At 65.8% G+C, this 18,522-nt stretch carries 16 protein-coding genes and 1 tRNA gene; 9 read left to right on the top strand and 8 right to left on the bottom strand.

The genetic code is table 11. The annotated features are described in order from the left end of the window. The first annotated feature begins 57 nt into the window (after positions 1-57). Positions 58-288, top strand: a complete 231-nt coding sequence (locus ACZ4TV_RS12410) for a hypothetical protein (RefSeq protein WP_468133561.1) — start codon at positions 58-60, stop codon at positions 286-288. Positions 289-630: 342 nt separating this feature from the next. Here the strand turns inward: ACZ4TV_RS12410 and ACZ4TV_RS12405 are convergent, their stop codons facing one another. After that, the gene (locus ACZ4TV_RS12405; RefSeq protein ID WP_468133559.1) at positions 631-2,688 is read right to left on the bottom strand and encodes a hypothetical protein; all 2,058 of its coding nucleotides are present in this window, start codon (positions 2,686-2,688) and stop codon (positions 631-633) included. Between the two features lie 395 nt (positions 2,689-3,083). Beyond that, positions 3,084-3,653 (bottom strand): hypothetical protein, encoded by a 570-nt coding sequence (locus ACZ4TV_RS12400; protein ID WP_468133557.1) that lies wholly within the window; start codon positions 3,651-3,653, stop codon positions 3,084-3,086. Positions 3,654-3,895: 242 nt separating this feature from the next. Here ACZ4TV_RS12400 and ACZ4TV_RS12395 point away from each other — a divergent pair, with 242 nt between their 5' ends. Beyond that, positions 3,896-4,030 (top strand): hypothetical protein, encoded by a 135-nt coding sequence (locus tag ACZ4TV_RS12395; protein ID WP_468133555.1) that lies wholly within the window; start codon positions 3,896-3,898, stop codon positions 4,028-4,030. A gap of 453 nt (positions 4,031-4,483) precedes the next feature. Continuing rightward, on the top strand, positions 4,484-5,065 hold the full coding sequence (locus ACZ4TV_RS12390; RefSeq protein WP_468133553.1) for a hypothetical protein: 582 nt from the start codon (positions 4,484-4,486) through the stop codon (positions 5,063-5,065). Positions 5,066-5,500: 435 nt separating this feature from the next. Here ACZ4TV_RS12390 and ACZ4TV_RS12385 read toward each other — a convergent pair whose 3' ends face one another. The 5 genes from ACZ4TV_RS12385 to ACZ4TV_RS12365 all read right to left on the bottom strand — a co-directional run bounded on the left by ACZ4TV_RS12385 (position 5,501) and on the right by ACZ4TV_RS12365 (position 11,843). Continuing rightward, positions 5,501-7,924 carry a DEAD/DEAH box helicase family protein gene (locus tag ACZ4TV_RS12385; RefSeq protein ID WP_468133551.1) on the bottom strand — a complete coding sequence of 808 codons (2,424 nt, stop codon included), beginning with the start codon at positions 7,922-7,924 and terminating at the stop codon, positions 5,501-5,503. Then, the gene (locus tag ACZ4TV_RS12380) at positions 7,921-9,513 is read right to left on the bottom strand and encodes a site-specific DNA-methyltransferase (protein WP_468133549.1); all 1,593 of its coding nucleotides are present in this window, start codon (positions 9,511-9,513) and stop codon (positions 7,921-7,923) included. Before ACZ4TV_RS12380 ends, ACZ4TV_RS12385 begins: the two co-directional genes overlap by 4 nt. 278 nt (positions 9,514-9,791) lie before the next feature. After that, positions 9,792-10,010 carry a hypothetical protein gene (locus ACZ4TV_RS12375; RefSeq protein ID WP_468133547.1) on the bottom strand — a complete coding sequence of 73 codons (219 nt, stop codon included), beginning with the start codon at positions 10,008-10,010 and terminating at the stop codon, positions 9,792-9,794. A gap of 116 nt (positions 10,011-10,126) precedes the next feature. Beyond that, a complete protein-coding gene (locus tag ACZ4TV_RS12370) occupies positions 10,127-10,609 on the bottom strand; it encodes an NUDIX domain-containing protein (protein WP_468133545.1) in 483 nt (160 codons plus the stop codon). Between the two features lie 10 nt (positions 10,610-10,619). Further along, positions 10,620-11,843: a helix-turn-helix domain-containing protein gene (locus ACZ4TV_RS12365; RefSeq protein WP_468133543.1), complete on the bottom strand. Its 1,224-nt coding sequence runs from the start codon at positions 11,841-11,843 to the stop codon at positions 10,620-10,622. A 206-nt stretch (positions 11,844-12,049) separates the two neighbouring features. On the opposite strand from ACZ4TV_RS12365, the gene ACZ4TV_RS12360 reads away from it, so the two are divergent. Genes ACZ4TV_RS12360 through ACZ4TV_RS12335 form a run of 6 tightly spaced genes read left to right on the top strand, consistent with a single transcriptional unit; the run spans position 12,050 to position 18,230 of the window. Continuing rightward, a complete protein-coding gene (locus tag ACZ4TV_RS12360; protein WP_468133541.1) occupies positions 12,050-13,297 on the top strand; it encodes a methionine adenosyltransferase in 1,248 nt (415 codons plus the stop codon). Beyond that, positions 13,297-14,220 (top strand): aminoglycoside phosphotransferase family protein, encoded by a 924-nt coding sequence (locus ACZ4TV_RS12355; protein WP_468133539.1) that lies wholly within the window; start codon positions 13,297-13,299, stop codon positions 14,218-14,220. The genes ACZ4TV_RS12360 and ACZ4TV_RS12355 overlap by 1 nt, the downstream gene beginning before the upstream one ends. Then, a complete protein-coding gene (locus tag ACZ4TV_RS12350) occupies positions 14,217-14,933 on the top strand; it encodes a histidine phosphatase family protein (protein ID WP_468133537.1) in 717 nt (238 codons plus the stop codon). Before ACZ4TV_RS12355 ends, ACZ4TV_RS12350 begins: the two co-directional genes overlap by 4 nt. Further along, positions 14,926-16,218 (top strand): serine--tRNA ligase, encoded by a 1,293-nt coding sequence (serS, locus tag ACZ4TV_RS12345; protein WP_468133535.1) that lies wholly within the window; start codon positions 14,926-14,928, stop codon positions 16,216-16,218. The genes ACZ4TV_RS12350 and serS overlap by 8 nt, the downstream gene beginning before the upstream one ends. Further along, a complete protein-coding gene (locus tag ACZ4TV_RS12340; protein WP_468133533.1) occupies positions 16,219-17,241 on the top strand; it encodes a glycosyltransferase in 1,023 nt (340 codons plus the stop codon). A gap of 35 nt (positions 17,242-17,276) precedes the next feature. Next, the gene (locus tag ACZ4TV_RS12335) at positions 17,277-18,230 is read left to right on the top strand and encodes a hypothetical protein (protein ID WP_468133531.1); all 954 of its coding nucleotides are present in this window, start codon (positions 17,277-17,279) and stop codon (positions 18,228-18,230) included. Positions 18,231-18,361: 131 nt separating this feature from the next. Here the strand turns inward: ACZ4TV_RS12335 and ACZ4TV_RS12330 are convergent. After that, a tRNA-Thr gene (locus ACZ4TV_RS12330) sits at positions 18,362-18,435 on the bottom strand. Positions 18,436-18,522 lie beyond the last annotated feature (87 nt).

Raw genomic sequence — 18,522 nt, 5'->3', positions numbered from 1 at the left:
ACATCACGGCACCCGTCGGGTCAGCCAGTGCCACCACATCACGAAGTGAGCCCGCGCATGACCACCCAGCCCACGCCAGACGACCCCGCCTGGGAAGCCAAACTCCGCCGCAGCGGCATCGCCGCCTTCGTCATCGGCTGCGCCGCCTCCTTCGCCTTCTTCGCCTTCTTCCCCGCCCTCCCCCACGTGATCGACTGGGGCGCCATCATCGCCTCCCTCGCCATCGGCGGCCTCGCCCGCTGGGCCTGGCAGTCCCACATGACGAGGAAGCACACCGCTCCGAGATAAGGCCCACTGATCATCCGGGGACAGCCACGCTCGAGGCAGGGCTCGTCTCACGCAGGAGACGGCTCCCGGCCACACGCGCCGAACGCCCCGGGAAATAGCAAAAGCCCCAGGTCACGGCGAGTGAGTCCTGGGGCTTCCACAGAGCCGCCTTCGGGATTCGAACCCGAGACCTACGCATTACGAGGCCCCACAAGATCGTGACGACGGGTACCGGGTGATCACACCTGGTCCCGTCGTCCCTGGTCAGAGGCATATCACCATCTGGCCGCGTGCTACCTAGTCCACACTGTGCTGCCCCGTCCGCTCACGCATCGCTCACGCATGGGGCGCCCTGTGCTCGGATCAATCGGAGTCCCGTCCGACGGACAAGATCAGCTCCGGCAACTCCCTCAAGTCGATCGAGATCCGGGTGAGCTGCACGACGAGCTCGGAAGCCTGGTCATCGGGAATCGGCTTCCTGATCCCTGCCGCCCGGGCGTGAACCCGCATTTCGTCGACGAACTCCGGAACCAACTTGACTCCTTCCTGCAGTCCGTCGATGGTCGCTGCGATCTCGCGGAGGATCCTCGCCACCGCAGCGGTGTCACTTTCCGGAGGAGGAGCTGCAGCGCCGGGCTCAGCCTTGACTACGATCCGCCCCCTGACAGCCGCAGCCTTCGGGAAGGCATCGTTGAACCATTCGCGGTTCGCCTCACCCTCCACCGCATCACCGCCCTCGTCGATACGGCGCGGCTGATGACGCCCCTCATCCATCGTGGCCGCCATCTCTCGCAGGAGACCGACGGCGCGGACACGGTCTGCACGCATCGCCTTGAGCGCATTGGATGTGCTTCGCCGAATCCGAAGAGCGATCTCGTCTCCGTCCTCGTCCTCGCTCGCAGCCGCATGTACGCGTTGCGCGCCCATGGAACCGCGGTCTGCTTCTACGATGTCGAAGGCCGCCAGCCAGTTGGGCGCGCGATAGAGCAGCAACTCGTCGAAGGCAGCCACATCGGTCTCGGCTGAATCTAGGAGTTGCGGCAGGGTGAGCCCGGAGAGTGCAATGCCCTCGCGGGCCTTCTTGACCTCCAACACGTCAGCCACACGGGGGTTCCATGGCGCAGAGAAGCTGACAGAGGTTAGGGCAGACCACGCGCGAAGCCGCTGGTTGACGTGCTCTCGGCTCAGCTGCGAAGGTGCGGGTTCGCTCAGCGCGGCTCGAATGGACCGGCGCCGAGCCGTGTCGGTCTCGGTGGGGAAGAACTCGGTGAGTAGCCGCATTGACCGCAGATCACGCTGAACGGATACAGGCGCACCCGCCGGCATCCCAGGGAGGTCGCTGATAGGCAGGTCACCGGTAAGAACGTCTGCGGTGATCGGGTCCAGGATTCCCTCGTGGACGTACGCGCCGATGATCGTACGTCCAAGAGCTCGTGCCCGATCGTTGGGCTTGAACTGGAGAGGCGGATGGACGTGATCGCGACGGTTACTGGTCTGCACGATCTGGTACAGCCGCTTCGGCGTCGGGCTACCGATCACGAGGTCGGCGTCCACCACTGCGACCTTGCGGGCGCGGTACGCGCGAGCGCTCACATCGTCATCGGCGATGGCCCTCTCGTACTCCTCGTTGAAGCGCTCGGCGATCCTCTTGGACCAGAACGACGGGTTGACTGAGACCTCGCGCCCACTAACGCCCAGCTTCTCCATCGGCACACCCGTCAGCACCTCAGCCGACGTCAGATCAAAGAGGCCCTGCCTCGCCATGGTGCGGTTGTTTCCACGCACCGCAGCCCATCCCCAGAACGCCAGCCTGTCTTCCACGGTGCCACCGTCGTCTCCTTCAGCAATGACCGCTTCCTGAGCGACGTAGAGGCACGGCTCGATCTGGCCGTTAAGCGCGAGATCCTCCTTCAGATCGTACGGCCGGAACCCATCAAGTCCCTCGAGCCCATTGGCTGCTCGCTCTACCACGGCGATGAGCTCGGCCCGGGTGGGAAGCTCGGTCCGCAGGGCGGCAAACGTCATCTCCGCTCCGTGCTCTGAGTGAACGGTCCAGGCGCTGAGCGGCGGCAGGGCTCGCGCAGGACCCGTGATCGGGTTGGCGGGGGAGTGCCACGCAGTGCTCTGTCGCTCGTTTCGTTCCCAGACCATTCCCGCGTACCCGACCAGCGGGATGCTCATGACGACCATGCTGCCGGCATTGGTCGCGATCTCACGCACACGCTCCGGCCGTAGCTGCGCTGGGGCTCCCTGGGCGGCACGCGTAATGAGGTCCTTCGGGCGGCAGACAAAAGGAGCGATGGCTTCCACCGCCGGCCGGGGCACGTTCACTCCAGGCGTCGCCAGAACCGCTTCCGTGAATTTCTCCTGCCACTCCTGCGTCGGGGGCGACGGGAAGTGCGCTTCGTTAGTCGATGCCATCAAGGCTCTGACCTCCCACAGGTCGGCGACACGACACGTGCGCACTGAGCACGTCGTGATCACGGGCCGGGCCGCTGTCAACCAGCAGGCCGTTCGGCTGCTGGGAAGTGGGCCCCGACCCTAGAAGGTCTGGTGCCGCCAGGTGATCACAATCCGTCCGAGTGACGGCACTTGCCTGCCTGGACGCCCTCTGTGCTGATGCCCCGCGCGGTCTTTTCCCCTGCCCGCCCGATCGGCGGTGATGTGGGGTACGTCGACGCCCCTCCGGAGGCTTCCGGCACGGGCTTGCGGGCACACGCCAGCAACGGACGCGCTCCGTGCACCGTTGTAGCACTATCTGTTGTTCAGCACTCAGAGAACGACCGAACTGGTTCCCGGGATGAGTGGCCTAGGCCTCAGGTAGCTCCATTGGGCGCGAGCCCTTCGAGGTCGTCGGCGATCGCTTGCCAGACCTCCGCAGCCTTTTCGGGGACGTTCGAACTCACCTCCCGCATCTTGGCGATCGTCTTATCGTGCCTTTCCTGAAACTCCACTGACCAGGACGCGGAACCAAGCAACTCGCGGAGCCTTGCAAGAGCGCCTTCCGGATTACAGTGGTGCCTGAGCACCTCTACCGCACAACTGGCGCTGCAGTCAGGATCCGTTGACACCTGGCCGTCCTCGTTGAGGAAGAGCCCCTCCAGGACACCCGTGCGGTAGGCGTCCGGCCAGCCACCCGGTTCATCGGAGCACGCTTCCACGCCTTCGATACGCACGTTGAACGTGCTCCGCGCTGCTCGCTGCCCAACCGCGAGTCCCAATCGTCGTTGATCAGACTCAGCGAGGTTTGAGACGTTTGCAGCCTTCAACCGGCCTGCGAGAACACCACCGTAGAAGATGTCGCCGCCCTGCAGAGACCGGACCAGAGGTTCGACTGCCCCAAGCAGGACGGTCTGGAGCCGTTCCAGTGCCCATCGAATCCACATGAGAGCCCGTGCACGGCGACCTCGACCACTTCATCAGTGACGTCGTGCACGACCGCTCGCCCATGCCCAGTTCCGTACCGATTCCGAAGCTCTCGAAGTTCTCCAGCAAGTTTCTTCGCCAGCCCAGGGACCTTTCGCAACGAGTCGTTCGCAGCCATGCCTTGCCCCACCACATGCTCGATCACTCCGTGCGCCTGAGACAGCACGGTGTCGTAGCTCGTGTTGTCGCCTACCACTTGGCCATGCGCGACAAACGCTACCCGCGCAACTGCTTCTACCAACTCCTTCGCGGAGCCGACGACAAGAGGACGGTCATCTTGATCAACTGCGCGGACCAGTCTCTCGTGGGCGTCCGTGATCGCGGCCCACTGGTCTGACGCCAGCCACTCAGCTCGGGGAGGGGCTCCCCCACCATGTGTCGAATCATCACGTACCGATTCTCACTGCTCGGCAAGGATTGCAGCACTGGCCTGTCAGCCGGCGGCGCACCATGCAACGCCCATCGATCCCGCCCTTCCTTCCAAGAAGGTTCCCTTTCACCATCAGATGCGCCGAGTCCGCTACCCCGATTCGCCCGCCAGCGCAACGTCGACCGGCGCGCGGTAACCCTCGGACAACACACGCTCAGCATGATGTCCGCCCAAGTCGTGGGCCTCTGAACAGTGGAGGGACCTCGTCAGCGGCTCCGGAGCATCGGACCAGCACCACCGACGGCCAGGCCACGCCGAACCACGCCGGATCCCGCCGAACTGCGCCGAACTGCGCCGCCCTGTGGTTTACTGGCTACAGAAGGGCGTTGGGTGATTGACCGGCCGAGAAGGTGCATTGTCGTGACAAGTGCGTCGCCCCCTGCTTGGACCGACAAGGCGCTAAGCGCCAAGGTGCGGGCTGCTTTGTGGCTGCTTGCCGAAGTAGGTGAAGGCAACATCTTCACAAAGGAAGATCTGCGGGAGGCGCTACCAGAAGTCACCCAGGCGGACCGTCGCGTGCGCGAGTTGCGCGACCACGGCTGGAGGATCGACACCTCACGGGACGATGGCACGCTGAGGCCTAACGAGCAGCGGCTCGTACGGGCCGGCGATGCCATCTGGGAACCGGGCGTCCGCCGGGCTCTACGCGGGCAGGGGAAGCGATCGCTCGCCAGGCTGTCGGAATCAGCAATTCTAGAGATGCCGGATCCGGAATCCGCATGGAATCGCCTCAGTGAACTATCTGCCAGCGATCGCTCGCTTGTGTTGGCTTGGATGGCTATGGACCGCAGACCAAGCTCTCAAGCCGAACTGGCGTGGCGCGCGTACAGAAGCCTGCCCCAAGCGCAGCGACAAGAGTTGATGATCAAGCTCGGCGAATTGATCAGCTCCGAGATCTCAGCTGGGGCGGTTCCTCCGGAGAACGGGGATACCGCACCATAGCCGCAAAATACTTCCGCCGGAGCCCGTGTCACCTTCCACAGATCCTCGGGCTCCGGCGGTTGGTCCCACACCACTCACATAGGGAGAAGACCGTGTTCAGTATGCAGGTCGTGCCGGCCGAGGGCGACAGGCCGCCAAGGATGGAGCTGGTCGTGGCAGCCGTTGCGGTTGGCTACACCGCAGGGTATGCCACAGGGGTTGGTACGGCGGTAGAGCAGATGGCCGGTGCCGTAGCAGTGTCGGTGGCAGCATGGCTATGGGAGAAGTGGCGTCGATGAAGCGTCTGATCGTGTAGATAGGCGCGACCTGCCAGCTCAGGCCGACTGAGATCACGGAAGGGCGCGGATCCCGACCCCTGCGGTCGGGATCCTGCCTTCAAAGGACGATGTCAGCTCGGAGAGTGTCCGGACCCGGAAGTTGACCCGCTCTGCTCGGTCATTCCGGCTTGGCCTGCGCAATGAGGGACTCCCACGATAGGTGGGCATCCTTAATCATCTTCTCTGTTGCAAAAATGTACCGCCACGTGCCGAACTCTTCGAAGTCCCGGACGAAACGTGCCCAGTCCTCGGCGGCCCGCTTCTTCTCCAGCACTTCCGGGTCGTTTGCCCGGTCGTTGGCCTTGCCCTCCACGACCCAGTAGGTGCCCTCTGCGTCCAGGACGATGAAGTCCGGGTAGTACTTCTTCCCGTTGTCCCGCTCTATCCAGATGGGGCCTGGATCGTAGTTGCGCAGCCACCACTGAACACTGGGGCTTCCATCAAACAGGTGCGCCAGGGCGTACTCGGTGCTGCCCGCATCGAAGGAGGCGACCGGTTCGACCGAGTGCTCCCAGCCGTCGTACCAGAGGTCTTTGCGGAACTTCGCCCACTTGCTGACGACGTTCGATGGCATGGGTGGCGGGGGAACTGTTGGCACGTCTACCGGCCGGAAGGCGTAAGTGGGCTGAAGCTTTCGGGTGTCATACGCGACCTTGACCAACTTACTGAGAGCACTGGCAGCCTGGCGAGCTCGCAGCTCTCCCCAGACGTAGTCGTGGTCTTCCGCGGTAACGCCGGCTCCCGCCAAGAACTCGCGGACGACACGCTCGGCGGCCCGGGACTCGGCCAGTGTCTCTTCAACGTAGCCGCTGTTCCAGATCCGGTCGAAGAGATCGTTGCGGAGCTCGGAGATCGGGATGCTCTTCTGCGTCGCATCAACAGACTGGGCTGCTGTCACACGTACGTCGACCTTGCCGTCGATTCCCCGCTGGGCGTCAACGGCCTGGCGGGCTAGCGGCACCTTGAATTCGTGCACGTAGGCGGCGCCCTCTGCCCGCGCGGCCGCGTTGTCGATGTAGCTGAACGAGAACCGGACCGGAAGGATCTCCCGCTCCCGCCTCGGAAAACGAATCATCGGCGCACCGGGGACTTTGACCCGGAGCGTGGTGACGGCCTTCTTGTCCCGCTCGCCCTGGGCAATGGTGTCGTCCATGGACTCAACCTGCAGCAGCAAGGACCCGTCCACGACGTCGTCACCGATGACACGTGGGCGGGACGTGAAGTTCAGCATCTCCTGATGACCACCAGCGCCGGGCTGGCCAGCTGTAGGAGCAGGCTGTGGGCGGTCCTCGTCCACGTCGCCACCACCTGAAGGCAGGACCTGCTGAAGCAGCGCCTCCTTGTTGGCGAGCAGCTGCCGGTAGGACTCATGGGCGACCAGGTCGACAGTGTCGACCATGGGCGTCCCGACCCGACGCCCGTAGGGCAGCCGAAGACCTCGCCCGAGGACCTGTTCCGTCAGAGTCTCCGACGCGAGAGCCCGCAGGCCGACGATGACGCCGATGTTCTTGACGTCCCAGCCTTCCTTCAGCTTGTTCACCGACACCACGACGCGCACCGGTGAATCAGGTTCCTCCACCGCCGCCAGGGCTCGAAGTGCCACGTCACTGGACTGCGATGTGATGGTGAGGACCTGTCCCTCGCCTGGGAACATGTCGTCGGCGGTAAGCCTGTTCGCGACCCGATCGGCATCAGAGATGTCGCGGCATACGACGAAAAGCACCGGATGCACAGGGGCCTTGCCCTGGGTCTCCGCCCAGGCCGTCCACGCGGCATCCTTTATCCGGAGCAGGTGGCAGGCATCCGCTAGGACGGTCTGCTCGTCCTTGCGCCCATCCGGGCGATAGACAATCACAGGGATCTTCACGTAGCCATCAGCGATCGCTTCGGCCAGTGAGTACTGGAAGATCGGCTTGACGCCCGGCGCGGGGGTCGCGGTGAGACCGACCACTGCCCGAGCGCCGAGGTCCTCGATGGCCTGTTTGAACGCCTTGGCCTTCGAGCTGTAGACGTGGTGCTCGTCAGCAATCACTACCAAGTCTTCGACCTGCTGGAGGTGCTGGTAGAGGCCGGTGCCAATGAATTCGTCCTGAGCGCGGACCTTGCGCGAGGTCTTGTCACTGGGCCGGATCAGCTGCTGCACGTTGAAGACGAACAGCTTCGTGACGGTGTCATCGTGCAGGGCGTCGCCTACCTGTCCCCGAGCGAAGTTCTCAGAGGTGATCACCAAGGGCTCGACGTCGCTGCCTGCCACATACTTCGCATGGCCCGGGGTGAAGTTGGCGACGGTCTTCTCTTGGATCGTCGTACCCGGGGTGACCACCAGGATGTTGCGAACTCCCTGCGTAGCCAGATAGTCCACTAGGCCAGCAAGGATGTAGGTCTTACCCACGCCCGTGGCCAAGTCACAGACCACCTCCCGCCCGTCTCCACCCACGATCGCCTCAGCGACCGCCCGAATGGCCGCGGTGTTGGGTGTCCGGAGATCCAGCCTCGCGGCGATGTCTTCCACGAGCGAGGCGTCATAACTGATCCAGGTCATCGCACAGCCCTCCCACGACGCACCAGGTCGCGGGGAGCCTTCAGCACCTTGGACCCGTGACTCAGCTCGGTAACGAGACTCACAGCCTCGGGCGTAACGCCCCTGCCTACGAGCACCGCACGTTCTCCTTCATCCAGTTGCCCAAGAACGCCCCGGGCTACGACCTCGTCCACAACGCCGTCCACGACGGCCAGCCGTGCCCGTCCCCGCTCTCCGCAGAACGGACCGGTAATCGTGCTCTCGTAGGTGAAGCCCAACTGGGCAGCTACCACTGCGGCAAAGTCACCTTCCTTGACCCAGTCTGCGAGAAAGACGCGGCCGTCTACGATCTCGAACGCGGACGGCGCCACCTGCAGGCTTCTGAAGCCGCCGCCGCCCTCCCAACCGACAACCTTGGTAACTCCACCGGGGTCATCGCCGGAGACGACCTTCTCCAGGCGTGGACGAGTGAAGGTATTCGCCGTCTCTTCGAGCAGTTCGGCAGTGACCCAGCGGCGACCCATCTTGTGCGCTACCGCCGCGGTAGTGCCTGAGCCGGCGAACACATCGACGACGATGTCACCCGGCTCGCTGGCAATCTGGATCACCCGCTTCAAGAGCGCTTCGGGCTTGGGGGTTGAGAAGATCCGCGACCGGTCGAAAAGGCGCGTCACCTCGCCCTTTGCCTGGCGGTTGTCGCCTACCTCGTCATGGGTCCAGAAGGTAGTAGGTACGAGGCCGCCCAACTCCGACTGGAACCGCTTCCGGAACGGGAAGGTGCGTCCCGTCTTCCCCCACCACAGCCGATCGTCCGCGCGTAGGGCTTCGAACGTTTCGCGCGAGCACGACCACCAGCGGTTTCCCCGCGGGGAGAACACATCCCCGTGTGGACCAACTACCTCATAGCGTCCGTCCTCGTACGAGTGAGAGGCGGTGAGGTCCGACCTGCGCCAAGGCCCACGAGGATCCTCGTCAGGGTTCCAGAACTCCTGGTCGCTCAGCTCAGTACGGTCGATCCGGTTGAGTACCAGATCACTCTTGGAGCGGGCATAGACGAGAAGGTAGTCGTGGACTGCGGACAGGTGCTGGGCGGAGTTGTTTCGGGCGTGGATCTTCTGCCAGACCACTGTGCCAACGAAGTTCCCGCGCCCGAAAATCTCATCCATCAGAACGCGGCAGTAAGCCATCTCTGCGTCGTCGAGATGCACCCAGACTGATCCACCAGGAGCCAAAAGGTCCCGAATGAGGAGCAACCGGTCGCGCATCATCGTGAGCCAGACAGAGTGCTCAAGAGCATCGTCGTAGTGCTGGAATGCCTGGCCGGTGTTGAAGGGCGGGTCGATGTAGACGAGCTTGACCTTGCCGCGGTAGTGCTCGCCGTACTCTGGGTTACGGGCAAGAGCATGCAGGGCGTCATAGCTGTCGCCATGGATGAGCAGGTTGTCTGCTGCTGTCCCTTCAACCTCGCCGGTTTTGCCGGTCTCCTGCAGGAGGCGTACCTCCGTGACACGGGGGTCCTGGCGAGAAACCCACTCATATCCGCCGTCCGCCGTATTTCGCAGGGCCTCATCCCTGCCGACCCACGACAGGGTCAGGCGCCCACTCGCCACCTGCGACCACTCCCCTTGCAATTTGACCGGTCCGCGACGTGAGTCACGGATCTACAACACCGACAGCCACCGTACCGGCCCCCGCTGACAGCGGCGGCCAGTCTGCCGAGTCAGGGCCCAGGTGGATCTACGGGGTCGGCCATGATCTTATTAACGATCTTCGCTCAGCGCCTTAAGGTGCGCTGCGAAACTCTCCTTCAAGAGCTCCGGCACTGCATGACCTATCTCTGCGCTGGCGTATGAGGGGTGGCCGACGACTCCGGACTGGGTGTAGGCACTCATTCCCTGCACGAGCAGGAATGGGCGGGGGCCGCCGTCGTGGTCTGCACCGGTGAAGGCGGCGGCCAGTGGGTCGGGCGCGGCGTGGATGAGAGGGGGGCGGCGCTGGCCCGCTGGCCCCAGACGTGCGAATTCACCAGGTTGTCGTCGTAGCGGAACAACGACATGCGGATCATGGTGTCGTGCAGTCTCATCTCGCAGTCGGCCTCGATCAGCAAGGGCCGGTAGTACGTGAGGGAGGAGCGGATCTTGAGGGCGAGGTGTCGCCGACGATTTCCCCTCGTGCCCGGATATCGGCTGCCTGCCCGGCGAGGTCCCCGAAGCGCAGGTGGGTTCAGGCGCCTGTTTCGGGCGACTCCCCGTGTTCCAGGTAGGCGGTCAGGCCGTTCGTTCGGGCCTGGATGCCAGCGGCGATTCGGCGCGCGAGGCGGGGGATGGTGAGGTCTGGCACCTGCTCGGCGCCGTGGAAGTCGTAGCCGCGGAGCTCGTCCGGTTGGAGTGCGATCTGTTGGCGGTGGTCTGCGCTTAGACGTCCGCCGTCGAAGAGGTAGAGGACCTTGTCCCCCTCTCCCGGGTTCGGCGCCCAGTCGACGACGAGGAGGCGGCCGATGTGGGGCTTGATGCCCAGTTCCTCGTGGACTTCGCGCACACAGGCCTGTCGGGGCGACTCCCCCTGTTCAACGTATCCGCCGGGCAGGTCTCGGTAGTCCTTGTACGACGGCTCGACGAGGAGGACTCGATCAGCTTCGTCGAAGAAGAGAGCGCCAGCCGCCATGCGGGGGTGGGCCATCTTCGCTTCATGCTCGTTCTCGCTCACGAATTCGACTCTAGCCGCCAGCGATGATGCGGAGCCTGCGGGCCAGGTCGGCCACTGGATGGGACGGCCGACCTCTGGTACCGCGTATCCAGCCGATGACCAGCTCTCGGCTCATGTAGTGGTGGCGGACCTGTTCGGGGGCGGCCTGTTCGGCTTCCAGTAGGACGGCCAGGGCTTCGTCGGTCCGGTTCCAGGCACTCAGCGCCCTGGCGACTTCGAGACTGTGCCGCACACGCCGTTCCACTGGCATGCCGCTGGTGTCAATGCGCGCGCCGAGGTCCGCGGCGATCTGAATATCGCCGAGTTCGCCGGCGGTGGCCACGCAATGGATCGCCACGTTCGTCGGACCGAAGGCTGTCCACATGTGGTTGGCATCGTCGCCGAGTCGCTGCGCGGTCTCGTCGGCTTCTCGGAGGAAGGTCTGCGTAGCTGCCCGATCCTCTGCTCGTGCGGCGGCCATCGCCCCGGTGAGGAACAGCGTGCCGTACACCGAGAGATACTCGTCGTTTGCGGTGCCCAGATCCGGCTGCATGACGGCTGCCGCGTCGTTCACGAGCTGGACCGCTGCCGTGAAGCGGCCGGTGGCCAGGAGGCAGTGCGTGACCGCCCGAAACAACGAACCTGTGACCTCGCTTCGGTCGCTGTGCTGCGCGGCTGCCAGACCGCGGTCAGCGGCGATCCATGCCAGTTCGGACTCTCCGACTTTGCCCAGCACCATGGCTGCGCCGTGGTAGGCCAAGGCGAGCAGAGCATGAGCCTCCTCCCCCTCGTGGCCCGAGTAGGCGCGGGATGCGGCGAGTGCGTCGGCCAGGACGAGGGGGAGACGTCGGGTGGCGAAGCCGTAGCGGGACGCCTGGTAGGCGTCGAGGACGTCGCCCACGTTGGCTCGAAGGTCCTGTAGAGCAGGTGGTTCGTCATCGGGTGCAGGTCCCAGCAGGGGCGTGAGCTGCTTGTAGTCCATCAGCGCTTCGCGTAGTGCGGGGACTGTGCGGTGGCCGCTGTCGGCCGACCACTCCATGAGAGTCGGCTCGGCGAGTAGATCTCCGAGGGAGACGTCGAGGGCGTCGGCGAGTGAGGTGATCACCGAAAGGCGATCAAGCTCGATCCGGTTGTTCTCCGCCTTGCTCAGCCAGTCCGTGGTGCGGCCGACCAGGCCGGCCAGGACCTCTTGGGAGAGGCCGCGCCGCCGCCGGTACCAGGCAACGCGCTCCCCGATGGTCAGGTTCTCTGTCATCCCTCGCATGTCCTGATCATCACCTCGTGGCCGAAGTGGACCCCGGAAGGATTTTCCGGGGTGTCGCAGGGTGCCCTGGCTACTGTCGCAACAGACCGAGAACGCCGCTGGGAAATGCGGGCAACTCAATCTGCATCACCCGGCTTTGGCTAACGACGCTCATCCGTCCCACCCGTCTTCTTCAGGCAGAGAGATCGGAGTTTGTCATGCACAAAACCATCACGACTGAGGGCGGTTTCCTGTCCATCGAGACGGGCACCGCCGAGCCCGACGCGACGACCATCGTGGAGCGGAAGGGACTCGGCCACCCCGACACCCTGGCCGACCACCTCGCCGAGCGGCTGTCCCGCGCTTACAGCCACTACACGGTCCAGCGCTTCGGCGCCGTGCTGCACCACAACTTCGACAAGCTCGCCCTCCTCGGCGGGGCCAGCGAGGTCCGCTACGGCGCTGGTCGGATGACGGCCCCGGTCCGTGTCTTGGTCAACGGGCGGGCGGCGCCCATGTGCGGAGGCGAGACGATCCCCGTTGAGGAGATCGTCGAGGCCGAGGTCAGGGCGTTCTTCGCCGAGCGGCTCCCGGAAGTGTCGGACCACCTCGACATCACGTTCAACATCACCAGCAACTCCAGCCCCGGCGCGGTCCTCACGGGCGACGCGGTGCCGGACCGTACCCGCTGGTTCAACCCGCGCTCCATCGACGACCTGCGCGAGCGGCGGGTGCGACTCTCGAACGACACCTCGCTCGGCACCGGCTGGGCCCCGGAGAACGCCTTCGAGTCGTTCGTCCGCGAGCTGGTGAACCACTTCTCCGGTGAGAGCGACTTCACCCTCTCCCACGCCTGGTGCGGCTCCGACGTCAAGCTGATGGGCTACTGGGACGGGGACCAGGCCGACGTCGTCCTGTGCGTCCCGCAGAAGTCGCGACACGTCGGCAGCCGAGCCGAGTACGTCCGCAACGCCGAGACCGTCGTCGCCGAGTGCTACCGCATGGCCGGCCGCCGCCTCCCCGGTGCACAGGCCCGTTTCAGGCTCAACGCCCGCGACGTCCCGGAGAAGGACGAGCTGTACCTGACGTACACCGGCAGCTCGATCGAGTCAGGTGACGAGGGCGTCGTCGGCCGCGGCAACCGGGTCAACGGGCTGATCACACCGCTGCGGCCGATGAACCTGGAGGGCGCCAACGGCAAGAACCCCGTCTACCACGTCGGCAAGCTCTACAACATCGCCGCCCAGCGCCTGGCCGAGCGGCTGCACGAGGCCACCGACGGGCACGCGGAGGTGCACCTGGTCAGCACCACTGGCCAGCGCCTCGACCAGCCGTGGCGGATTCTGGTCCGGCTGTCCTCCCCGGACGTCGAGACCGACAAGGTCCAGGCGCTCGTGGCCGAGGCACTGGAGAGCTTCCCGGCCCTCACGGACGAGCTGGTCTCCGACGGGATCGTGCTGAGCTGATGGCGACGCAGACGCTCGGAGATGTGCCCTCGGGGTGTCGGGAGCGGCTGCTCACGCACTACGGCCCGTCGGTCCAGGAGTGGCTGGAGGGCGCCCCGGGCCTCCTGGCCGAGGCGGCGAAGCGGTGGGACCTCTCGCTGAGGGGCTACCACGATGCCGGGCACGCCTCGGCGGTCGCGCTCGCCGTGGCACCCGACGGGAACCAGCTGGTTCTGAAGGCCTGGGTCGACCCCGTCCGCTACCGCCACGAGATCACCGCGTTACGGGTCTGGGCCGGCGGCCCGACCGCGAAAGTAGCCGAATCGGCGGATGACCTCTCAGTGGCGGCCCTGGAGCTGGTCGGCGGACGGCCCGGGGGCGCGGATCGTCCCGCACGGGAGACGCAATCGGTGGCCGCCGCGATCCACAGGCTCCATACCGTTGGCCGCCGAAGGCCCGGATCGGGCGTGCCCATGCTGACTGACTACTTGCACGAGGTTGTCCTGCCTCGCATCCACCAACGAGCACGGGGGCTCGACCTCGGTACCCATGAAGGACTCGTACAGGAGGCGTGTCACGGGCTCGCCGGCCTGAGTCAAGCCCCCGCCCGGACGACGGTCTTGCACGCGGACCTGTACGCGGAGAACGTCATCTTTGACGCACGGCGGCAACCGCACCCGATCGATCCACACCCTGTGGAGGGTGACGCAGTCTTCGACTGGGCTTTCTGGAGCGTCTATTACGACCTCGAACGGGGGATGGCCGATCGGTTGGCCGCTGCGGCTCGCATCTCTCGCATCCCCGTACTGGAGATCCTGCCGTGGTGCAGGGCCCTCGCTGTCGATGGCCTCCTCTACTACAGGGAGATCCGCGATCCCGCGGAACCGAAGATCGCCGCGGTCCTATCCGATCTGATGGCTACCGGAGCAGGGAGCGGCCGATGACGACGTACGTCCTTCGCCACGGCCAGACGAACTACAGCAAGCGCTACCTGGTCAACGGCGACCCGACCAAGCACATCCACCTGAACGAGGAAGGCCGGCACTCCCTGCGCCGCGCCTGGACCACATTTCCCCTGCACTCGGTGGCCACCTGGCTGACCAGCGAATTCCCGCGGGCTCGCCAGACCACCTCGCTGCTGATGGGCGTGCCGTCCGCCGGGCTCGTGGTCGACGCCCGGCTGAACGAACTCGACTACGGGGAATTCGAGAACAGCCCCTTCCTCGAATACGCCGTCTGGCTCGACACGCACGGCTCCGGCGAGCGCCCACCCGGCGCTTCCGAGTCTCAGCGCGATGGTATCCGTCGGATGCTCGTCGGAGTGCTCGGGGCTCTGGAGCGCCCTGGGCCCCGGGTCCTCGTCGGGCACGGCCTGCTGGTCTCGGTCCTCCTCTGGTACCGCGACCGCGCGGAGGGAGAGGCCATGCCGCTGTTCTTCCCCGAGGCCCCGTACGTCGAGCCGGTCGCCATTCCCGATGACGAGCTGCCCATTCTGATCACCGCACTCCTGGACGATCTCGATTCGGGTGCATGCCGGGAGGTCACTGGCGCCAGTGACGCGGCGATATTGCGGATCAGCGAGGGGTCGACGGTTGCTAACGTCGATGCGGTATCCCCATCCCACTCGCTGGATAAAAAGGATCTTCCTCATGCATGACGCCCGCGCCCTGATTGAAATGGGTGCCGAAGCAGTCCGTCGGCTCGCTCGTCGCGGTTACTCCCTGGACCTGTCCCGGCTGGAAGACCTCCAGTCCCGGCGCAACCAGAGCATCCGCTCAGCCGACGAGCTGCGGGCGGAGGCGAAGCGGGTCGCGAGCGAAGTCCAGCAGACGGCCAAGCAGGGCGGCGACATCTCCAAGCTGAAGGAGCGCGCCCGCGAGCTGAAGGACCAGATCCGGGACATCGAGACCGAGCAGGAGCAGGTCCAGCAGGAGCTGAGCGGGCTCCTCCTGACCATCCCGAACCTGCCCGACGACGCGGCCCCCGACGGCGACTCGGAAGAGTTTGCGGTCGAGGTCCGGCGCGTCGGCACCCCGCCGGCCTTCTCCTTCGAACCGAAGGACCACGTCGACCTCGGCGAGAGCACCGGCATGCTCGACTTCGCCCGGGCGACGAAGCTGTCCGGCCCCCGGTTCGTCGTCTCCCGCGGGGCGGGCGCCGCCCTGGAGCGCGCCCTCGCGACGCTCTTCCTCGACATCCACACCCGCCGCCACGGGTACGTCGAGCACGCGGTCCCCTACCTGGTCACCCGCAAGACGATGACCGGCACCGGACAGCTGCCGAAGTTCGAGGAGGACCTGTTCAAGACCGGCGTCGCCGACCGTGAACTGTTCCTCATCCCGACAGCCGAGGTACCGCTGACCAACCTCTACGCCGACGAGATCATCCCGCCGGCCGACCTGCCGCTGGCCCTGACCGCGCACACGCCGTGCTTCCGGTCCGAGGCGGGCTCGTACGGTCGCGACACCCGCGGTCTGATCCGCCAGCACCAGTTCGCCAAGGTCGAGATCGTCCAGATGGTCGACCCCGCGGACGCGGACGCCACGCTGGAGACGATGGTCGGCCACGCCGAGGCGTGCCTGAAGGAGCTCGGCCTCGCGTACCGCGTCGTCAAGCTGGCAGCCGGTGACACGGGCTTCTCCGCCCAGCTCACCTACGACATCGAGGTTTGGATCCCGAGCCAGAACACGTACCGCGAGATCTCGTCGATCTCGAACTTCGGCACCTTCCAGGCCCGCCGCGCGAACATCCGCACCCGAGGCGAGGACGGCAAGCCCAAGCTCGTCGCCACCCTCAACGGCTCAGGCCTGCCCATCGGCCGCACCCTGGCCGCGCTCCTCGAACAGTGCCAGCAGCAGGACGGCTCCCTCGTCCTTCCCGAATCTCTCTTCCCGTACCTCGGCTTCCGCCGTATCTCGGCGGACGGAACACCGGAGGCATAAGTGCTCGTCGGCGTCTGCGACTTCCCTGGTAGCTACGCCTTTCCACCCGCCGCGTACGGCGGGATCGAACGATGGCTGTGGGCGGTCGCAGTAGGCGCCCGGGCCGCAGGCGCCGACGTACACCTCCTCGGGCAGGGCTGGCTCACGGACCTGGAACACGACTGGGTCCGCAAGCCGGTCCGTCTGGAGGACATCACTGCCGGATCGCTCGCCGAGCGCGAGCTCCGCGACGCCGGGTACGACCTCCTGGTCGTGGGGCACGAGTACCCCTCGCTGCCTGCCTGGACCCGCACTTGGAATGCTCTGGACTGCGACGTCGCCACGTTCCAGCACTCGCCGGTCTTCCAGCACACCGCCACCGCCTTCGACGGCAAACAGTCCCGCCTCTACTGCTACTCGCCCGAGATGATCGAGCGGTACGCCGACCACCAGCCGATCCCCGAGCTGGCCGTGCACCTCGGCCTCAACGAGGAGGAGCCGCCGGCCGTCGCGGGACAGGACCTGGTCTGGCTCGGCCGCATCGACGCCGAGAAGGCGCCACACCTGGCCATACGCGCCGCCCAGATCCTGGGCCGGAAGATCCGCATCGTCGGCCCGGTCTTCGACCACGACTACGTACAGAGCCACGGCCGCCTCTTCGGAGCAGACCACGTCGAGTGGGTCGGCGAACTCGGCGGCCCCGCCAAGACGGCCGCCCTCCGCGATGCCTCTGTCTTCGTCTACACGTACGCCCGCACCTACGTGGAGGCCGGCGCCGCCGTCTTCGGCGAGGCCCTCCGCGCCGGTACTCCCATGGCCGCCCTCACCTGGCGCACCGGAACCTGCGCCGAAGCTGCCCTGTGCGACCAGACCGGCGCCATCACCGTGGCCGACCCCGACGAGGACGACGAGGCGGCGGCCCGTCGGCTGGCATACGCCATCGAGCAGACTGAGGACCTCGACCACAGTCAGGTCCAAGAGATCGGCCTGCGCCGTTTCGACCCCGCGCGGCACTTCTCGGCAATGGCAGCTCGATCGTGCTGACTGCGGCCAGCTGTGCGACCGGTGACGCCCTGGCCTTGCGCATACCCACCGTGCTTCGCGCGGCATTAGGCCCACACTGGGAGTTCAACGTCGACGGCCCCCGCATCGAGATCCAGCACCCGCGCCGAGGCACCCCCTACCGCCCGCCGTGCCGGCTGCCTTCGTGGAAGGAACTCCTCCACAGCCTGCAGACCGCCTTCGCCGACATCGGCGCTCCACGCGACGACTGTCTCCCGCTCCGCTGGGGGCGCGACACAGAGCTGACCATCTCGGCAGTCCAGGCTCTCGACCCACTCCTCAAGGACGGCAAGCGCCAGACGTACCGCCGCGGCTTCCTGCCCCAGCCCGTCGTCCGCTTCACTGGTGAACGCGACGCCTCGGGCGCCCTGCGCGACGGCTTCCTGACCTCCTTCGTCAACGTCTCCCGCGTCCAGCCCATAGAACGACTCGACGAGTACGGCGCCATCCTCGACGGCTGGCTCTCCGTCCTCTCCCAACTCGGTTTCCACGCACGCCATGTGAGCGTCCACGGGACTCTCACCCCTTGGCGCCGGCGCGAGGTCGCAGGCATCACGCTGCACTTCCGCCACCTCGGCCTCGACCTTGGTGACATCGTCCTGCTGTGGAACGCCGACGACCCGACCTACCTGGCCGTGGATCTGGGAACCGGACTGGAACGCATTGCCTGGGCGCGTACCCAGCGACCCTGGCAGGAGTTGATCTACGGGCGCTTCGCCGGTGCAGCACCACCGACCACGCTGGATGCCATCCGTACCGCCACACTCCTTCTTGGCAACGGCATCTGCCCCGCATCCCATGGGGCTGGGGGCATTGCCCGGCGCGTCATAGGCACGATCACGCCGGGAGCGGTGGGCCTTGGTGTCAGTTCCGTGGCCCGTGAGGCTTACGACTACTGGTCGCTCTTCAGCGTCTTACGCGCTCCGTGGCCCCAGATCGTTCGGGCCATCGAAGAAGGAGTGCGCAGGTAAGGGAAGAGACTCAGCGGCCCATCACCGCGGCCAAACACAGGGTCTCGGGGCCCGGCCGCTGCATGCGCCGACTGACCCCGGAAATAGCAAAAGCCCCAGGTCACGGCGAGTGAGTCCTGGGGCTTCTACAGAGCCGCCTTCGGGATTCGAACCCGAGACCTACGCATTACGAGTGCGTTGCTCTGGCCAACTGAGCTAAGGCGGCACCGCTGGTCCGACAAGTGTTCCCTCTCAAGGGGGCGCTCATCAGCAGCGGCGCCAAGTCTACAGGGTGTGGACGGGTGCCCTGAAC

The organism is Streptomyces sp. NPDC028910 (assembly GCF_055564955.1).
Note: the sequence above shows the minus strand (reverse complement) of the source record. Positions and strands in the feature narration are given on the sequence as shown.

Excerpts from the sequence above, each read along its gene's own strand:
- serS (WP_468133535.1), top strand. The coding sequence starts at position 14,926 with ATGCATGACGCCCGCGCCCTGATTGAAATGGGTGCCGAAGCAGTCCGT.
- ACZ4TV_RS12355 (WP_468133539.1), top strand. The coding sequence starts at position 13,297 with ATGGCGACGCAGACGCTCGGAGATGTGCCCTCGGGGTGTCGGGAGCGG.
- ACZ4TV_RS12385 (WP_468133551.1), bottom strand. The coding sequence starts at position 7,924 with ATGACCTGGATCAGTTATGACGCCTCGCTCGTGGAAGACATCGCCGCG.
- ACZ4TV_RS12350 (WP_468133537.1), top strand. The coding sequence starts at position 14,217 with ATGACGACGTACGTCCTTCGCCACGGCCAGACGAACTACAGCAAGCGC.
- ACZ4TV_RS12400 (WP_468133557.1), bottom strand. The coding sequence starts at position 3,653 with ATGTGGATTCGATGGGCACTGGAACGGCTCCAGACCGTCCTGCTTGGG.
- ACZ4TV_RS12360 (WP_468133541.1), top strand. The coding sequence starts at position 12,050 with ATGCACAAAACCATCACGACTGAGGGCGGTTTCCTGTCCATCGAGACG.
- ACZ4TV_RS12405 (WP_468133559.1), bottom strand. The coding sequence starts at position 2,688 with ATGGCATCGACTAACGAAGCGCACTTCCCGTCGCCCCCGACGCAGGAG.
- ACZ4TV_RS12395 (WP_468133555.1), top strand. The coding sequence starts at position 3,896 with ATGCGCGACAAACGCTACCCGCGCAACTGCTTCTACCAACTCCTTCGC.
- ACZ4TV_RS12410 (WP_468133561.1), top strand. The coding sequence starts at position 58 with ATGACCACCCAGCCCACGCCAGACGACCCCGCCTGGGAAGCCAAACTC.
- ACZ4TV_RS12365 (WP_468133543.1), bottom strand. The coding sequence starts at position 11,843 with ATGACAGAGAACCTGACCATCGGGGAGCGCGTTGCCTGGTACCGGCGG.